This window comes from Parageobacillus sp. NEAU-HV-2 (assembly GCF_059115485.1).
Genome location: NZ_JBXUJJ010000001.1, coordinates 429,984 through 447,112, shown reverse-complemented (window position 1 = coordinate 447,112; position 17,129 = coordinate 429,984). Strand labels below are relative to the sequence as shown.

The 17,129-nt window shown below is 43.1% G+C and carries 17 protein-coding genes; 2 read left to right on the top strand and 15 right to left on the bottom strand.

The features are described from left to right. Positions 1–6: 6 nt before the first annotated feature. From AC1WMD_RS02460 to safA, 4 genes are all read right to left on the bottom strand, one after another. Positions 7–396, bottom strand: a complete 390-nt coding sequence (locus AC1WMD_RS02460; protein WP_043904004.1) for a YlbD family protein — start codon at positions 394–396, stop codon at positions 7–9. Between the two features lie 104 nt (positions 397–500). Further along, positions 501–1,508 (bottom strand): CAP domain-containing protein, encoded by a 1,008-nt coding sequence (locus tag AC1WMD_RS02455; protein WP_494255886.1) that lies wholly within the window; start codon positions 1,506–1,508, stop codon positions 501–503. Between the two features lie 129 nt (positions 1,509–1,637). Next, entirely contained in the window at positions 1,638–2,063 is a 426-nt protein-coding gene (locus AC1WMD_RS02450) for a CBS domain-containing protein (RefSeq protein ID WP_043904002.1), read from the bottom strand. Between the two features lie 24 nt (positions 2,064–2,087). Further along, positions 2,088–2,657: a SafA/ExsA family spore coat assembly protein gene (safA, locus tag AC1WMD_RS02445; RefSeq protein WP_409994236.1), complete on the bottom strand. Its 570-nt coding sequence runs from the start codon at positions 2,655–2,657 to the stop codon at positions 2,088–2,090. A 259-nt stretch (positions 2,658–2,916) separates the two neighbouring features. Between safA and AC1WMD_RS02440 the strand changes: the two genes are divergently transcribed. Next, the gene (locus tag AC1WMD_RS02440) at positions 2,917–3,276 is read left to right on the top strand and encodes a YugN family protein (RefSeq protein ID WP_043904000.1); all 360 of its coding nucleotides are present in this window, start codon (positions 2,917–2,919) and stop codon (positions 3,274–3,276) included. Positions 3,277–3,363: 87 nt separating this feature from the next. Here AC1WMD_RS02440 and AC1WMD_RS02435 read toward each other — a convergent pair whose 3' ends face one another. From AC1WMD_RS02435 to cyoE, 8 genes are all read right to left on the bottom strand, one after another. Next, entirely contained in the window at positions 3,364–3,660 is a 297-nt protein-coding gene (locus tag AC1WMD_RS02435) for an Asp23/Gls24 family envelope stress response protein (RefSeq protein ID WP_043903999.1), read from the bottom strand. A gap of 118 nt (positions 3,661–3,778) precedes the next feature. Then, positions 3,779–4,246, bottom strand: a complete 468-nt coding sequence (locus AC1WMD_RS02430) for a DUF420 domain-containing protein (protein ID WP_494255885.1) — start codon at positions 4,244–4,246, stop codon at positions 3,779–3,781. An 89-nt stretch (positions 4,247–4,335) separates the two neighbouring features. Further along, on the bottom strand, positions 4,336–5,238 hold the full coding sequence (gene ctaG, locus AC1WMD_RS02425; protein ID WP_043903997.1) for a cytochrome c oxidase assembly factor CtaG: 903 nt from the start codon (positions 5,236–5,238) through the stop codon (positions 4,336–4,338). Positions 5,239–5,405: 167 nt separating this feature from the next. Beyond that, positions 5,406–5,738 (bottom strand): cytochrome c oxidase subunit IVB, encoded by a 333-nt coding sequence (gene ctaF, locus AC1WMD_RS02420; protein WP_043903996.1) that lies wholly within the window; start codon positions 5,736–5,738, stop codon positions 5,406–5,408. A 4-nt stretch (positions 5,739–5,742) separates the two neighbouring features. Beyond that, positions 5,743–6,363: a cytochrome (ubi)quinol oxidase subunit III gene (locus AC1WMD_RS02415; protein WP_494255884.1), complete on the bottom strand. Its 621-nt coding sequence runs from the start codon at positions 6,361–6,363 to the stop codon at positions 5,743–5,745. Then, entirely contained in the window at positions 6,363–8,222 is a 1,860-nt protein-coding gene (ctaD, locus tag AC1WMD_RS02410; RefSeq protein WP_043903994.1) for a cytochrome c oxidase subunit I, read from the bottom strand. The genes AC1WMD_RS02415 and ctaD overlap by 1 nt, the downstream gene beginning before the upstream one ends. A 35-nt stretch (positions 8,223–8,257) precedes the next feature. Further along, positions 8,258–9,328, bottom strand: coding sequence for a cytochrome c oxidase subunit II (gene coxB, locus AC1WMD_RS02405; RefSeq protein ID WP_043903993.1), 1,071 nt, complete (start codon positions 9,326–9,328; stop codon positions 8,258–8,260). 92 nt (positions 9,329–9,420) lie between these two features. Then, positions 9,421–10,350: a heme o synthase gene (gene cyoE / locus AC1WMD_RS02400; protein WP_494255883.1), complete on the bottom strand. Its 930-nt coding sequence runs from the start codon at positions 10,348–10,350 to the stop codon at positions 9,421–9,423. Between the two features lie 461 nt (positions 10,351–10,811). On the opposite strand from cyoE, the gene AC1WMD_RS02395 reads away from it, so the two are divergent. Then, on the top strand, positions 10,812–11,771 hold the full coding sequence (locus AC1WMD_RS02395; RefSeq protein ID WP_494255882.1) for a COX15/CtaA family protein: 960 nt from the start codon (positions 10,812–10,814) through the stop codon (positions 11,769–11,771). Between the two features lie 32 nt (positions 11,772–11,803). Here the strand turns inward: AC1WMD_RS02395 and pyc are convergent, their stop codons facing one another. The 3 genes from pyc to AC1WMD_RS02380 all read right to left on the bottom strand — a co-directional run bounded on the left by pyc (position 11,804) and on the right by AC1WMD_RS02380 (position 16,940). After that, positions 11,804–15,247: a pyruvate carboxylase gene (gene pyc, locus AC1WMD_RS02390; RefSeq protein WP_494255881.1), complete on the bottom strand. Its 3,444-nt coding sequence runs from the start codon at positions 15,245–15,247 to the stop codon at positions 11,804–11,806. Between the two features lie 64 nt (positions 15,248–15,311). Continuing rightward, a complete protein-coding gene (locus AC1WMD_RS02385) occupies positions 15,312–16,520 on the bottom strand; it encodes an FtsW/RodA/SpoVE family cell cycle protein (RefSeq protein ID WP_043903990.1) in 1,209 nt (402 codons plus the stop codon). A gap of 126 nt (positions 16,521–16,646) precedes the next feature. Next, the gene (locus tag AC1WMD_RS02380) at positions 16,647–16,940 is read right to left on the bottom strand and encodes an Fpa/YlaN family protein (protein WP_409994235.1); all 294 of its coding nucleotides are present in this window, start codon (positions 16,938–16,940) and stop codon (positions 16,647–16,649) included. Positions 16,941–17,129: the final 189 nt, after the last annotated feature.

The following is a 17,129-nucleotide window of genomic DNA, read 5'->3' as shown; positions in this document are numbered from 1 at the left end:
CCCCTCTTAATCTTTGCGAAATGAAAATGGATGTTGATCTTTCGCCGTCCGCATATGCTGCATTTCCGACCCTTGAAATTGAGTAATAATATTTTGGATGGCAGCAATCGCTTGCTGCACGCTCGCTAAATGCTTTTGCACTTCATCCGAGTCAAGATTTTGTAATATATTAGAAATTTTTTCAAGCCATTTGTTGCTTCCTTTCTCCGTTGGCTTCGCCGATGATGGCTCTTGTTTATACGGTTCCCATATTTCATCGTCCTCGCCAAATAAATACCAGTCTTCGTAAAATTCTTTCCACGTCTTTTTTCCGCTGCGTACTTCCTGAATGATTTTCGGGTGTTTTTTTACAAACTGCTTAAACTTTTCTACTGAAGGATGCAGAGGTTTTTCCATTGATTATCTACTCCTCCTTATCCACTCCTGCCTACCTACCATATACTATCGTATATATTGAGTTGACGTGCGCCCATTTTTCTGCCACGATGGTATTTATTTTGTTACCATGGTTTTAAAAAGTCTTGCGTATAATAATCACTGGAAACGCCAACACCAAGATCAGTAAATTGCTCGTTCAATAGTGTTTCGCGATGACTTTTGCTGTTCAGCCACCCTTCTACTGCTTCAATGCCGTCCACTTGATGCGCGGCAATATTTTCCCCAGCCATTTGAAATTTTATGTTTGCCGTCAATAGTCGATCTTGCAGCCCCCCGTGTTTTGGCGATTCATGAGAGAAAAAACCGTGATCTTGCATATCTTTGCTATGCATGTAGGCGACGATTGCCGCTTTCTCATGCCAGCGGACCGGATTTAGGCGGTGGCGCTGGCGAATGACGTTCGTAATATCAAAAATTTGTCTTGCATTCGCCAATTCGACTTCCCGCTGCTTTTTTGCGGATAAAGGAGCGGGAGTGGGCAAGCTGCCGCGGTAGACAAGCTCATACGGCCGCATTTTTACAAATATTTCCCCTGTCATTAAACGAATGCTTGAAACCTTTCCCGTAAAACGATCCACATATAATTGAGCATAAACATCGCCGATTTTGACAATCGGCCGAGAGGCATAATCTTGTTCCGATAACTCGAAGCGGTACGTTCCCGTGCTTAATTTTATTTCCACATTGGACAAAACAGGCATCATCTTAAATACTTCTTGAAGTGGTTGTCCAATGTAAAACGGTTTTGCATTTACATGTTCTCCGCATATAAATGCCGTAACAACCTTTCCGTCCATAATCCCGATTTGCAAGTATTCGCTCGCCTTCCGATTATAAATCCACCATTCGTAGTCATAGGCAGAAGCGTCAATTCGAGCTGGCGTACCGAATTTCTTTTTTATATCTTTTTCTGTTTTTCCAATCATCGAAACAATACCGCTTTCGACTTTCGGCTCTTTTACAATATGTTTGTTCAATTCTTCTTCTTGCGGTGGGCTAAGTGGAGGGGTAATCGGGGCAAAATAATAAAATCCGATCAATAATAACAAAACAAGGAAAAACCACTTCACATGGCAACTCTCGCTTTCCGAAAAAGTTATCCTATTTGCCATTATAGCCTTTTTTCCGTTGCAAAAAAACGTGAAAAAACGAATTCCCCTCTTTCACAGGGGAATTCGCATATACAAACTAATTTCATTTTAATGAAGAAAATCACGTTCGGAAATTTCGGTTAATGCCCGACCGGCACTTTCGTCGGAATAACGGTTTGTGGCAAGGTCGCCAAGGGAAACGATTCCTACGAGCCGGCCGTTTTCCACAACAGGAAGGCGGCGGATTTGATGCCGTGCCATTTGCTCCGCTGCTTCCTGTACGGAAGTATCCGGGGTTACCGTAACTAATTGGTCACTCATGATTTCCGTTACTTGAGTAGAACCTGGGCGTTTTTCAGCGATTCCGCGCACGACTAGATCGCGGTCTGTAATCATTCCAATCAATCGTCCATGATCAACGACCGGAATCGCTCCAACGTTTAAATCACGCATTTTTATGGCTACTTCGTAGACATTATCAACAGGCGTGCAATATTCGACGTTTGTTGACATGACATCGCGCACTGTTTGCATGATCCTTCTCTCCTTCATATTTGGCTATTTTCCAATAAACATTTGCGTCCAATAATGGCCATAAGAACCGCCCTTGGCATACCCTACTCCAATATGAGTAAAGTTTTTGTTTAAAATATTGGCACGATGCCCCGGGCTATTCATCCATGCGTTGACTACTTCTTGCGGAGTTCGCTGGCCAGCTGCAATGTTTTCGCCGGCTGTCCGGTATTGTATTCCAAAATTTCTCATCATTGTAAATGGAGATCCATATGTTGGCGAATTATGTTGGAAATAGTTTTTATCGCGCATGTCAGCCGATTTGTAACGTGCTACCCGCGCGAGCTGCCAATCAATTTTCAGCGGCGGGAGACCATATTTTGCCCGCTGTTCATTTGTAAGACGGACAACTTCATTTTCGATTCGTTTTACATTGTCTAAAATAGGGACGTATACTTTTTGTCCTGGATAAATTAAGTTAGGATTAGGAAATTGCGGATTGGCCTCGATAATTTCCGACAATCCGACTTGATAGCGGACAGAAATTTTCCACAGCGTATCGCCCGGTTGAACAATATACGTAGTTGTTCCTTGGCCATGGGCGATATTTGGCATGCCAGCTCCCCATATTCCTGCAATCAATAATAAAACAAGCATGAATTTTTTCATTGCTTATGCTGCCCCCTTTCCGCTTTTAGTCTCACCAAATTAAAAAAAAATAACAAATAGAAAACAAAAAAATTTATTTCAAATGGCAAAATGACGCAAAATAGCAAACAATTCATTGAAAATCGAACCACTTTCATACTATTATAAATGAAGGAATATTTTCTTTTCCGCGTACTAGCATATTGTGTTGTTAGGAGGAATAAAGATGAAATTTGAAAATACTGGAATTGAAAATCAAACCATCGAGCTTTCCCGCTTAGATGACATAATGGAACGGTTTGGGTTCGTCAGAGCCGGCCAATGGGACTATGAAAGAGTTACATACGACCGCAAATTCCAAATCAAGGGAGATACTTTTTATCTGCGCGTACAAGGATATGCAGTCGAGGGAGACGTCGATTCCCGCTACGCCTTGATCAAATTGCTTGCGCCTATTTTAGGAAAACATTATTATCCGCACGGCGTCGAATACGGGGAGGACGAAAATTTCCCTTCTTCCCTTGTCAATCAATGCCAAACGATTTTAGCGCAAGTAAAAGAAGAGCTTGGCAAAATCCAAAACTAAGCGGTTAGTTTTTAGAAAAAACCATTGCCGCGAAATTAGCCTATGTCAATATAAAAAACGCATGAGTGTTTTTCCCTCATGCGTTTTTTATATAGCCAGTCTCTCCACTACTATATGCACTGCATCCACCGTAAAAGGAGTCATGAACGCAATTTCCTCTGCGATATGCTTTTGTATTTGCTGGCACAATAAAAGAAGCGATGCTTCCTGCTTCATGACTAACGATACTGTAACCGTGCAGCGGCCATCATCGGTAACAACGACATGAACTTCACAATCATCAGCAACGATTTCATTTCGACCTTGCAGACACATCATCACAATCGTGTGCAGTGTAGCTTGTGCGGCACTCCACTTGCGGAGGCGGGTGGCAACCGTTTTCATCCCTATGTCCCCTCCTACTTCCTTGCCTCACAACAATCATAGGATGTTTTATAAATATATGCCGTTTTTTCCCAAGCTGCCACTATGAAGAAAAAACCCGACAAAATAGCTGCCGGGTTTAAAAACCTAAAATCGCTTTAATCATCGACGTCGTTTCCCCGCCCTTATAAAATACGTAAAGAAGCAAATAAACAATGACACCGGTTGCGGCTGTAAAAAACCATACAACGCTTGTAATCGGCCCGAGCCGCTTATGACGGACACGGATATCTTTTAGGCCGGTCCAAATGGTGACAATGCCAAAAACAGCGCCAGCGGTCGCCAAAACAATATGAAACACAAGAAAGATCGTATAATACACTTTCACACTGTCAGGACCGCCAAAACTCGTGTTCCCAATAAAAATCGTTCGCGATAAGTAAATAAGAAAAAACAATAAAGCGAACACCGCTGCAGTTAACATTACCTTTTTATGGGCATCAATGTTTCTCCTCCGTATTAAATACCATCCATACGCTACTAATGCTGCACTAATGACAATACAGCTCGTACTAATAGTTGGTAAAATCGGCAATGAATATTCCATATCCTCTCCCTCTCCGTGCCATCTTATTAACTGTATTCATTGAGTACTGATTATCCAACATTTACTGTTAAAACGTTTCGATAAAAACATTATGATTCAGAAGGTTGTGGCAATACGGCAGTTTCCAACTTTTCCTTTTCCTGCTCTTTTCGGTACCATTCCTTAAAGACGAAAAAGAGCACTGTACCATAAACAATTTCTTGAATGATTTTCATTAGCACTCCGCCAAGCTGCTGGTCTTCAAGAAGTGGAAACGCAAAGAACATCTCTGGTCCTGTTAAATTAAGGGAAGCTAATGTCCCGGTGGGAACGCAAAGAGCAAGCGACTTCATCCACATTTGCGGATCGTAATAAGTCGCATATAGCGGCTTACTGGCGAAAATAATTAAGGCACACGCCGGAGTCAATAAAACGCCGTCCGCAAAAATATAGCCTATCTTCTTGAGACCACTAAGAGACTGCCAGCCCGGCATTTTATTAAGGAGAGGCCACCACATCATCCATGCAGCGATAAAAATCATCGTGGTAATTACCGAATGATAAAGCGCATGGCTGTTCGCTAAGTCAAAAATAAATGGGACGTGATAAAACGAGAACAAGCCATTAAATAAAACTATCGCAATAAGCGGCTTTGTCAAAAACGTTACTGCTGCCTTTAATGGGCGAATTTGGAAAACACGCTCAAACAGCCAATTTGGTATTCCTAAAATAAGCAATTGTGGAACCATAAAACTTAATATCGCCATTTGTATCATATGAGCGCTAAATATCAAATGCCCGAGCAAATCAATCGGCGAACCTACACAAATATAAAGCAACACGATCCCCGCGACAAAATATGCTTTCTGCTTGCGTGTCGGCGGTCCTTCCTTTGTAAAGCGGGTTCTCCACGGCCCGACAATCATAAAATAAAGACATGTAATCAACGTCAGAAATGCAAGGAAATAGGGACTCCATAACGCAACAAAACCAAACATGCTTAATGATGCCATTTTCATCTCACCTCAGTTCGTTCTCTTTTCATTATACTACACCCCTATCATTTGTCTATTGTGAAGCGCTGTCAATCAGACAAAAAAAGACAGACGTGTGTCGGTATGATCAGTGAATCAACACTTATGAAAAAAGGAAATCAGCGAAAGCTGATTTCCTTTTTTGGTTACCACCAAACAATGGTCGCAAGCGCCCAAATCGTCAAGAAAGCAACAAATACGCCAGCATACAGGAACAACGATGGCATTTCATGTCCTTTATGGCTCATGTGCATAAAATAATACAATTGGAACATCACTTGCACCACAGCAAGAAGAAAAATAAATGGGACGGAAAACCAATGCGAAAATTTGTCATAACCGACCGCAGCAAACGCAATTAATGTTAGCAAAATCATTAATACAAAGGAAATGACTTGATGCTTCATTTCCTCCGCATTTTTTCTGCGACGATATTCTAAATCAACGCGCTCGTTTCCGGAATTTGTTTGATTCACCATATATTCACCCCACCATTCCCATTAGGTATACGACGGTAAAAATGAATACCCATACGACGTCAATAAAATGCCAGTAAAGGCTCGCCACATAAAACTTTGGCGCATTGTAAAGGTTCAAACCACGCTTTGCGTTGCGGATCATAAGGGTTAAAATCCACGATAAACCAAAGGCAACGTGGCTTCCGTGCAGACCGACTAGCGTATAAAAAGCAGATGAAAATGCGCTTGTTGAATATTTTAAGCCTTCATGCACATAATGATTGAACTCATAAATTTCCAATCCCAGAAAGCCTAGACCTAACAATACAGTAACGCCAAACCAAAGCTGCATTTTCTTAAAATCAAAGTTTTTCATGTGATATATAGCGTAAACGCTCGTTAAGCTACTTGTCAATAAGAGCATTGTCGCAACAAACACGAGCGGCAATTCAAACAATTCATGTGATGTCGGTCCCTGAGCCGTCTTGTCTCTAAGCGCTATGAAAGTGCCAAAGAGGGAGGCGAAAAGAACAGTCTCTCCCCCTAAGAAAAACCAAAATCCTAAAAATTTATTTTTCCCTTCGAGGGTGGCTCTTTCAGGCGCTGCCGGGAATGTTTCCGCCGTTAATTTTTCCTCTGCGTGCATTATGCCTTAACCCCCTTTTTCTCTGCTTCGATAATCTCATCTTTATGAATGTGGAAACCATGGTCGTCAATGACAGAACGTAAGAACATAGCACCAAAAGTAATCAACAATCCAAAAATTGCTACCGGTAAGCCCCAAGCGCGATCGTTATGATACATGATACCAAATGAAGCGATAAACAGCCCAAGCGAAATGACAAACGGCAGGAATGAAGGGTTCGGCATATGGATGTCGCCAAGCGGTTCTGCCGGAGTCAAGCCTTTTTTCCCTTCCATTTTCTCTAGCCAGTAAGCATCTACACCGCGAACAAGCGGAGTTTGCGCAAAGTTGTATTCAGGTGCTGGCGAGGAAACCGCCCATTCAAGCGTACGTCCGACTCCCCAAGCATCTGCTTCCGCTTTTTTACCATTGATCGCCGTAACCACAATGTTGATTAAAAGAACGATAACACCTGCTGCCATGAAAAATGCACCAATTGAACTAATTAAGTTTCCAGTTTCCAAACCTTGACCTGGCAAGTAGGTAAATACGCGGCGCGGCATTCCCATTAATCCAAGGAAATGTTGAATAAAGAACGTTAAATGGAAGCCGATAAAGAATAGCCAGAATGTAATTTTGCCAAGCGTTTCATTTAACATTCGCCCAAACATTTTTGGCCACCAATAATGTGTGCCAGCTAAGATACCGAATACTACTCCGCCAACAATGACATAGTGGAAGTGAGCAACGATGAAGTAGCTGTCATGATATTGATAGTCAGCCGGTGCTGCCGCTTGCATAACCCCAGTTACTCCACCGATAACGAAAGACGGAATAAACGCAACAGCATATAACATTGGTGTTGTAAAGCGGATGCTTCCGCCCCACATCGTGAATAACCAGTTAAAGATTTTAATACCTGTTGGAACAGCAATGGCCATTGTCGCAACTGCAAAAATTGCGTTCGCAACTGGTCCCATACCAACTGTAAACATGTGGTGCGCCCACACCATGAATCCTAAAAAGCCGATTAATACAATCGCAAATACCATGGAAGAGTATCCGAATAAACGTTTTTTAGAGAAAGTCGCGATAATTTCAGAGAAAATACCGAATGCCGGCAATACTAAGATATATACTTCTGGGTGCCCGAAAATCCAGAATAAGTGTTCATAAATAATGGTATTGCCGCCTAACGCCGCATTGAAGAAGTTACCGCCAAATAAGCGGTCCAATATCAATAAAAGATAACCAATCGTTAATGGCGGGAACGCAAATAAGATTAACGCAGAAGCAACGAATGTTGCCCAAGTAAGCATTGGCATACGCATGAACGTCATGCCTGGAGCGCGCATATTAATGATTGTTACTAGGAAGTTAATACCACTAATTAATGTACCGAAACCGGAAACTTGCAAACCTAATAAGTAAAAGTCAATTCCGTATCCTGGTGATTCCAATGACAGCGAAGCATAAGACGTCCAACCCGCATCAGGAGCTCCGCCTAAAAGCCATGAACAGTTTAGGAAAAGCCCCCCGAAAAAGAACAACCAAAAACCTAATGCGTTTAAGAACGGAAACGCAACGTCACGCGCGCCGATTTGAATTGGTACAGCCGCATTCATCAATGCGAATAATAACGGCATCGCTGCCAAGAAAATCATTGTTGTACCGTGCATCGTCAAAACTTGGTTATACAGTCCGCCGACGATGAAATCATTATTCGGCTTTATAAGCTGGATACGGATGAGCAGCGCTTCAACGCCACCCATTAAGAAGAAAATGCCACCAGCAATTAAATAAAGATGAGCGATTTTTTTATGGTCGACCGTTGTAAGGTAGTCCCATATTATGCTCTTTTTGCGAGCTACTGTACTCACGGATTTAAACCTCCTTTTTATAGAAAAACTGCTTGTTATTCAACCTTTAGACTCATTAAGTATTTTGTTAAAGCATTAATTTGCTCATCCGTTAAGTTGCCATATGTGCCTGCCATTTTATTTCCAGGCTTCACACTTTCAGGATCTTTTAGCCATTTCTTTAGGTTTTCCTCATTATGTGCTAAAACACCGGCAATGCGCGTGCGATCGCCGAAGTTTGCCAAGTTTGGCGCCGTACGTGCCTGCTCTGGGCGTTTGTCCAACGGTGTAACTGCATGGCAGCCAATACAGCTTTTATTGAAAATTGCTTCCCCTTGTTTGGCAACCGGATCTGTGACAACCGGCTTTTTCGCATTTTGCATCTTTTTGATCCAAGCGTCAAACTCATTGCGTGGAAGCGCTCTAACTTTAAAGTCCATTAATGCATGGGACGGACCGCAAAGCTCCGCACATTTTCCGTAGAAAATGCCTCCTGCTTTGTCGGCCGCTTTTTGGTCAAATTCAAGCCAAAATTGGTTTTTCGTTTCTATGTTTGTATCCATTTTTCCACCGACCGCAGGAATCCAGAACGAGTGTTTGACATCAGAAGATTTTAAATTGAAATACACTCGCTCATTTGTTGGAACCACTAAATCTTGGCTTGTAATAACTCCATAGTCTGGATATTCAAATTCCCACCAATAAAGATTAGCGCGGACGTTAACAACAACGGTATGTTTATCGCGTTTTTCTTTGTTCATCGGTTTGACGTCCGCAAGTTTAAAGGTTGCATAAACCGTTGGAACTGCCAAAATAAGCAAGAGAATAATCGGAATAACAGTCCAAATAATTTCGAGCTTATGGTTTCCTTCCACCTGTTTTGGAATTTTGTTTTCCTCGCCTTTACGTTGCCGGAAACGAAGGACAACGTATACAAAGATAATCGTTACCACAACAACAACGAGCACCATAATGGCCGTGCTAAGCAGCATGAGTGAATATTCCATGTCTGCTGCTTCACCTGCCGGCTGAAGCGTCGATAAAAACGGCTTTCCACAGCCGGCTAACAGAAGCGCCATTACACTAAAAAGAGAAAATAAGCGCCAGTTACGTAGCCATTTTTTCATAGCCTAATCAAACCCCTCTTTCTACTTGATGAAATAAAAATAATTTATATGAATTCTTTCTCATAATGGAAAGAATTTTAAACCTCTTTTGTTTACCAAAGGGTAGCGATGACCATCGCCACAAATAAAATCGTCAAATGATTAAGCGAATAAATAAACATCCACTTTGCCCACTTCAAATCATCTTTCATTTTAAACCCATAAAGCCCTAATGCAAGCCACCCCACGTTTAATAACGTAGCAATAGTTAAAAACGGCACGCCTAATGAGAACAGATAAAATGGCAGTGGCAATAAGCATGCAACCCATACAACGATCTGCCGCTTTGTGATCGCAAAGCCGTGCACAACCGGAAGCATCGGGATGCCTGCGGCGCGGTACTCTTCGCACCGTTTCATTGCTAGTGCCAAAAAGTGCGGCGGCTGCCATAGAAACATAATTAAAAATAAAATGATCGGAACAACATGGAAGCTTGGATCTACCGCTGTCCATCCAATGACCGGCGGCACGGCACCGGAGATGCTGCCGATAACGGTGTTAAGCGTATAATTTCGCTTTGACCACATCGTGTACAAAAATACGTAAGTAACCATTCCGATTAGCCCGACGACAGCAGCGGTAACCGTCGTCATTAGCAGGCTAATCGTTCCTACCGTTACTAGAGCGATCCCAAGCCAAAGCACCCGCTTTGGTTCCATCGTTCCCGTTACGGTCGGCCGCGCTTTTGTCCGTTCCATAAACCGGTCGATATCGCGGTCAATAAAGTTATTAATGCTGCACGAACCTGCTATAACGAGTGCAGCACCAAACAACGCAAAAAATACAATATGAAGATTTTCCAAAAAACCTTCCCCCGTAAAATAGAGCGCCAACCATAGTCCGGTAAAAGTGGTGATTAAATTCGAGTTGACGATTCCTATTTTAATGACGGAGGAAAGTTCTTTCCAAATAATCCCTATATTTACACGCGAACGATCTTCCGCGTGGTCAGCATGTTCAGACATTGTTTTTAAATTTGCCATTCTCCTGTTCCTCCTCATCGTACCGCCAGCTTTCATACGCTCAATGAACGGCGCCATATGAAAAAATTTTTTCTTCATTTCTATCATATCATAACGCATTGGCAAATTATCTTCGCAGGAAAGTATTTCTTTCATTAGAACGAAAAATCCTATTTTCTCTTTATATTAAATCACATTTTCATGACATAATGTGAACTTTTTTTGAATAATTTGTGTCAAATTTTCGAATTACAAAAACCGCACGATTCACTCTATCTGCAGAAAACACTTTTACCACTTATCCCATTAATATTTCTAACAAACTTATTCAACATATTCAATATGTAAACGACATTTTGTTTTTCTGCGCATCATCATGTAAAATTGTATTTAGCTAAATTGCCGTTTTTATTGTAAGATAAATGTATACTTCTAAAATTATTGACAAGATAATGATTTCACAATACAAGAAGGTGAAGATTTTGCAGCGTTCTTTAAAGTGGTTTGCATCGACTACGACATTGGCAATGCTATTTGTCCTCATCGGCGGAGCACTCGTAACAAAAACCGAATCCGGCATGGGGTGCGGACGATCATGGCCGCTTTGCCATGGCCAGTTAATCCCTTCGCAAATTACCCCTGAACTCGTTATCGAATTAAGCCATCGGCTCGTATCTGGTTTAGCTGGAATAATGGTGCTTGTCCTATCTGTCTGGGTATGGCGGGCGATCGGGCATATTCGCGAAACAAAGTTTTTAGCGATCGTTTCCTTTGTCTTTCTCGTGTTGCAAGGATTAATCGGCGCCGCCGCCGTCGTCTGGGGGCAATCTGATTTCGTCCTTGCGCTGCATTTCGGCATCTCCCTCATTTCGTTCGCAGCCGTTTTTTTGCTAACGCTGCTTATTTTTGAAATCGACAAAAAATTTGATGCCGAGTCGCTCGTATTGGATCGAACAATGAAATTTCATATTTACGGCGTCACCACTTATTCTTATATCGTTGTTTATACCGGCGCATTGGTCCGCCACATGAAGGCAAATTTAGCATGTCCAAGCTGGCCGCTTTGCTCCAAAACACGCATCATTCCTGTGCAGCTTCATGAATGGGTGCAAATGGGACACCGCCTTGCTGCAGCGCTTATTATTATCTGGATTGCGATTGCAACCATCCGTGCGGTAAAACATTATAGACACCAACGTGTCATTTATTATGGCTGGATGGTTTCCCTCGTCCTTGCTTTAGCACAAATGACAACGGGAGCGCTCATCGTATTTACGCAGTTAAATTTGTATATTGCTTTGGCACACGCCTTTTTCATTTCCTGCTTGTTCGGAGTGCTTAGCTATTTAATGATGCTTGCTTTACGAAGCAAACATCATAAGCTAAAAGTGGGGGAAACACCCCAGCAAAAACAATACGGTCCATCGATATTGCTAAAATAAAAGCGCTTGGGGCAAACCCAAGCGCTTTTATTTTATTTCGTCAATTCAATTAATAAATCTCCCGCTTGAATAGCATCACCATTTTTTACATAAATGTCTTTGACAATGCCCGAGAATGGCGCCTGCACCGTCGTTTCCATCTTCATCGCTTCCGTAATCATTAAATGGTCGCCTTTGTTCACTTTTTCGCCTTTTTCAACGAGCACTTTCACGACCGTTCCCGGCATCGTCGCCGCAATATGATTCGGATTGGCACGGTCTGCTTTAATGCGTTCGACGACTGCCGATTTAATGCTTTCATCGCGGATAATCACTTCGCGCGGCTGTCCGTTTAATTCAAAGTAGACGACCCGCGTTCCGTCCGCCTGCGGCTGCCCGATCGAAACGAGCTTGACAATGAGCGTTTTCCCTTTTTCGATTTCTACTTCGATTTCTTCGCCAAGGCGCATTCCATATAGGAAAGTCGGTGTGTCCAACACCGAAATATCGCCATATTTTTTAACTGTTTCCGCATATTCTAAAAATACTTTCGGGTAAAGGGCATAGGCCAGCACATCAAAATCGGTCACTTCGCGGTCAAGAGTATGGTATAATTCTTCTCTTAAATGGTCAAAATCTACTGGCTCTAGCAATTCCCCAGGCCGAACGGTAATCGGCTCGCGCCCTTTTAAAATAATGCGCTGCAATTCTTTCGGGAATCCGCCGTGCGGCTGTCCTAAATATCCTTCAAAGAACTCCACAACCGAATCCGGGAAGTCAAGCGTTTCGCCGCGCTCGAAAATATCTTGTTCCGTCAAATTATTTTGCACCATATAAAGCGCCATATCGCCGACGACTTTAGATGATGGCGTTACTTTAACGATATCGCCGAACAAGTCATTGACACGGCGGTACATTTCTTTCACTTCATCCCAGCGGTCACCAAGCCCAACCGCTTTAGCCTGCTGCTGCAGGTTACTGTATTGTCCGCCCGGCATTTCATGCATATACACTTCCGTATGTGGAGAATTCATGCCGCTTTCAAATTCTTGATAAAACTTCCGCACATCTTCCCAATAACGGGAAAGCTGTTCTAGTCCCTGGATATTAATCTGTGGCGCGCGCTCTGTGCCTTCTAATGCGTAATAAAGCGTATTGGCGCTCGGTTGCGACGTCAAGCCCGCCATCGAGCTGACGGCGACATCGACAATATCGACGCCCGCTTCAATCGCTTTGGCATACATATAAATACCGTTGCCGCTCGTATCATGCGTATGAAGATGAATTGGAATATCCACCGTTTCTTTCAACGCGGAAATAAGCACATAAGCCGCCTCCGGCTTCAATAAGCCAGCCATATCTTTAATTGCCAAAATATGCGCTCCCGCTTGCTCCAACTCTTTGGCGATCGTTTTATAGTAATCGAGATTATACTTCGGACGGCCCGGATCTAAAATATCTCCTGTATAGCAAACGGCCGCTTCGGCAATTTTGCCGGTTTGCCGAACGGCGTCAATGGCCACCGTCATTCCTTTTACCCAGTTTAAGCTGTCAAAAATGCGGAATACGTCAATGCCCGCTTGTGCTGATTTTTCGACAAATTCGCGAATGACATTATCTGGATAGTTTTTGTAACCGACAGCGTTGGCAGAGCGCAGCAGCATTTGGAATAAAATATTTGGAATTCGTTCCCGCAATTTTAACAAGCGGTCCCACGGATCTTCTTTTAAGAAGCGGTACGCAACGTCAAACGTCGCCCCGCCCCACATTTCAAGTGAGAACAAATTTGGCAACAGGTGCGCCGTCGGTTCGGCGATGCGAGCCAAATCGACCGTACGCACGCGCGTCGCCAGCAACGATTGATGGGCGTCGCGGAATGTCGTATCCGTCAGCAATACGCGGTCCTGCTCTTTTATCCATTGTACGAGCCCTTCTGGCCCCTTTTCCTCTAAAATTTTCTTCGTCCCGCCCGAAACCGGTTCAGCATAACTGACTTTCGGGATGCGCGGTTTATCAAATACCGGTTTTTTCTTTTTCCCGATTCCAGGAAAGCCGTTTACCGTAACGGTTCCGATATACGTCAACATCTTCGTGCCGCGGTCTTTCCGGCGTGGGAAGACGAACAGTTCCGGCGTCGTATCAATAAACGACGTATCATATTCTCCCGATAAAAATTTTGGATGCTGCACGACATTTTCTAAAAATGGAATATTTGTTTTAATTCCACGGATTCGGAACTCCCGCAAGTTTCGCAACATTTTTCTTGCTGCTTGCTCAAACGTGAGCGCCCATGTGGATAATTTCACAAGCAAAGAATCGTAATACGGCGTAATCACTGCTCCTTGGAAACCGTTGCCCGCGTCTAAGCGTACGCCAAAGCCGCCGCCAGAACGGTATGCCATAATTTTTCCGGTATCCGGCATAAAATTGTTAAGCGGATCTTCCGTCGTTACGCGCGACTGAATCGCATATCCGTTAATGCGAATATCTTCTTGCTTTGGAATGCCAACCTCTTTGCTATGAAGCGAATATCCTGCGGCAATCAAAATTTGCGATTGGACGATATCGATTCCGGTGATCATTTCCGTAATCGTATGTTCCACTTGAATGCGCGGATTGACTTCGATGAAATAAAAATCGTTGCCGGATACGAGAAACTCTACCGTTCCCGCGTTCACGTAGCCTACATTTTTCATAAGCTTGACCGCAGCTTCACATATTCTTTGCCGCAATTCATCCGATAGCGAGACGCTCGGCGCCACTTCTACCACTTTTTGATGACGGCGCTGCACGGAGCAGTCCCGTTCATAAAGGTGGACGATATTTCCTTCGTAATCTCCTAAAATTTGCACTTCAATATGTTTCGGTTTTTCAATCAATTTTTCCACGTATACATCATCGCTGCCAAACGCCGCTTTCGCTTCCGATTTGGCGCGCTCGAACGCTTCTTTTACTTCCGATTTCGACCGGACGATGCGCATGCCGCGGCCGCCGCCGCCTAAGGCCGCTTTAATAATGATCGGATAGCCATACGTTTCCGCAAAGCGCACGACCTCTTCCAAACTATGCACCGGCCCGTCGCTTCCCGGAATGACCGGAATCCCAGCTAATTCCGCCTGATGGCGGGCTTTTACTTTATCGCCGAACATATCTAAATGCTCTTCATTCGGGCCGATAAAAATAATCCCTTCTTCTCGGCATCGTTTGGCGAATTGAATATTTTCCGAAAGAAATCCGTAGCCTGGATGAATTGCATCGACATCGTGGGCTTTAGCAATTTCAATAATGCCCTCGATATCTAGATAGGCTTCAATCGGTTTTTTCCCTTCGCCGACTAAATACGCTTCATCCGCTTTATAACGATGATAAGAACCAGTGTCTTCCTTCGAGTAAATCGCCACGGTACGAATGCCAAGCTCCGTGCAGGCACGGAAGACACGAATCGCAATTTCTCCACGATTGGCGACAAGTACTTTGTTAATTCGACGCATTTTCATATGTTTCTCCTCTCCTCCTTTCTAATAAAACTATAACGGTTTTCGCTTTTTGTAAATATGTTCTCTAAAAAGTCAGACCTTTTTTTTGCAATTTTTGCACTGTCTTTGCCTTTCTTTTATAATCTTCGTATTTCGTAAACATCGAGATATTGACAAGCATTCCAAGCGAAGTCATAAACAAAATCAGCGAAGAACCGCCATAACTAACGAGCGGCAGCGGAACCCCGGTAATCGGAATGACTCCGACTACACCGCCAACATTAATAAACGTTTGAATCCCGATCATCACCGAAATACCAATCGCAAGCAGACTGCCGAACGCATCGTTGCATTTTCGTGCAATCCATAATCCCCGCAATACGATAAATGCTAAAATCCCCAAGGTAAACACTACACCAAAAAGACCTAATTCTTCCGAGATAATCGACATAATGAAATCGGTATGCGACTCAGGCAAATATCCGTATTTTTGAATGCTTTTTCCTAGTCCTAATCCTTTTATTCCTCCTAATCCAATTGCCAAATACGAATTAACGAGTTGGAACCCCTCGTCATTGGCATATTTAAACGGATCTAAAAAACTATAAATCCGTGACATCCGCTCCTTAGAAAAAATTTTATCACCAAGGACTGGGATAATAATTGGGGACATGACAATGAATATAAGCGTAAAGAACAGCAGCTGCTTAAACAACAAACGAAGCCGCAGCCCTGATGACAAAATTAAACATGAAGCGATCGCCAATACAATCAGCGCTGTGCCAAAATCGGGCTGAATCGCAATTAAAAAACAGATAAACAACGTATAGTAAATCGGAAATAAATTGCTTTTTACAGGCTGGGATAATCTTTTTTGTTTATTGGCAAATGCTGACGCTAAGTAAACGATCAGCCCGAGCTTCACCAGTTCGGCTGGCTGTATGCTTAACATGCCGACCCGAAACCAGCTTGTCGCGTTGTTCGCCGTATGTCCAAGAAACGCCACCGCGATTAACAGGAGCGGGGAGACAAAAAAGATCCATTTCACTAATTTTTCCTTCGCCCATACTTTATAAGGAACAAGCAGTGTGATGAAAAATCCGATAAATGCTATAACAAGCCATAGCTTTTGCCGCTCGTAAAAATAGTCGCTCGGCACTTCAAAGCGAATGACCGCAGCGATCATGCTCGAACTATAGACCATGATCAAACCGAACAGCGACAGCATCACAACTGCGATAATCAGCGGATAGTCGTAACATTTTAGCACCTTTTTAATGAGTTCCTTATCCATCATTCCTCTTCCTTATTTGCTAGTATGTACATTAAAATCATTCGTAATTGCCCGTTGTTTTCCTTCTTAAAAACAGAAAAACTCAAACGATTGTGTTTGCCAACCGTTTGAGTTAATGATTTATTTTTATCGTACGCGCTTTTTTGTTACCGCCTCATGCAATGCGGAAAGCTCGCGTTCGAGCCGGTCAAGCAGCGCTTTGCCTTCCTTCTCGTCCACCAGACCGAGGCGAACGGCAAAATCAATTTCCCGTGATAAACCGAACATTTGCGTATCCAGCACTTCTTCATAGAGTGGACATTGCGGCATTGTCAAATTATCCATTTGCACTTGAATTAACTTTACAATTTTATCGGCATCCGCTTGCAGGAGCGCGTACGCTTTTTCACGATAGTTAATGGCCTCGTCTGCCACATCGATCCCTCCGTTCTCCCCTAATCCTTCTTTAAATCTTAACGTGAAACGGGCAATTTTGCAAGTTGAAACACTTGTCAATTGTGATTATCGAAGCGAATGAACTGCCTTGAGCGTCAATCGTAAACCTTCTCCTCATAGATAGGAAAAAATATGAACATACCTTGCACATGACAAACTATCCATTTACCATTA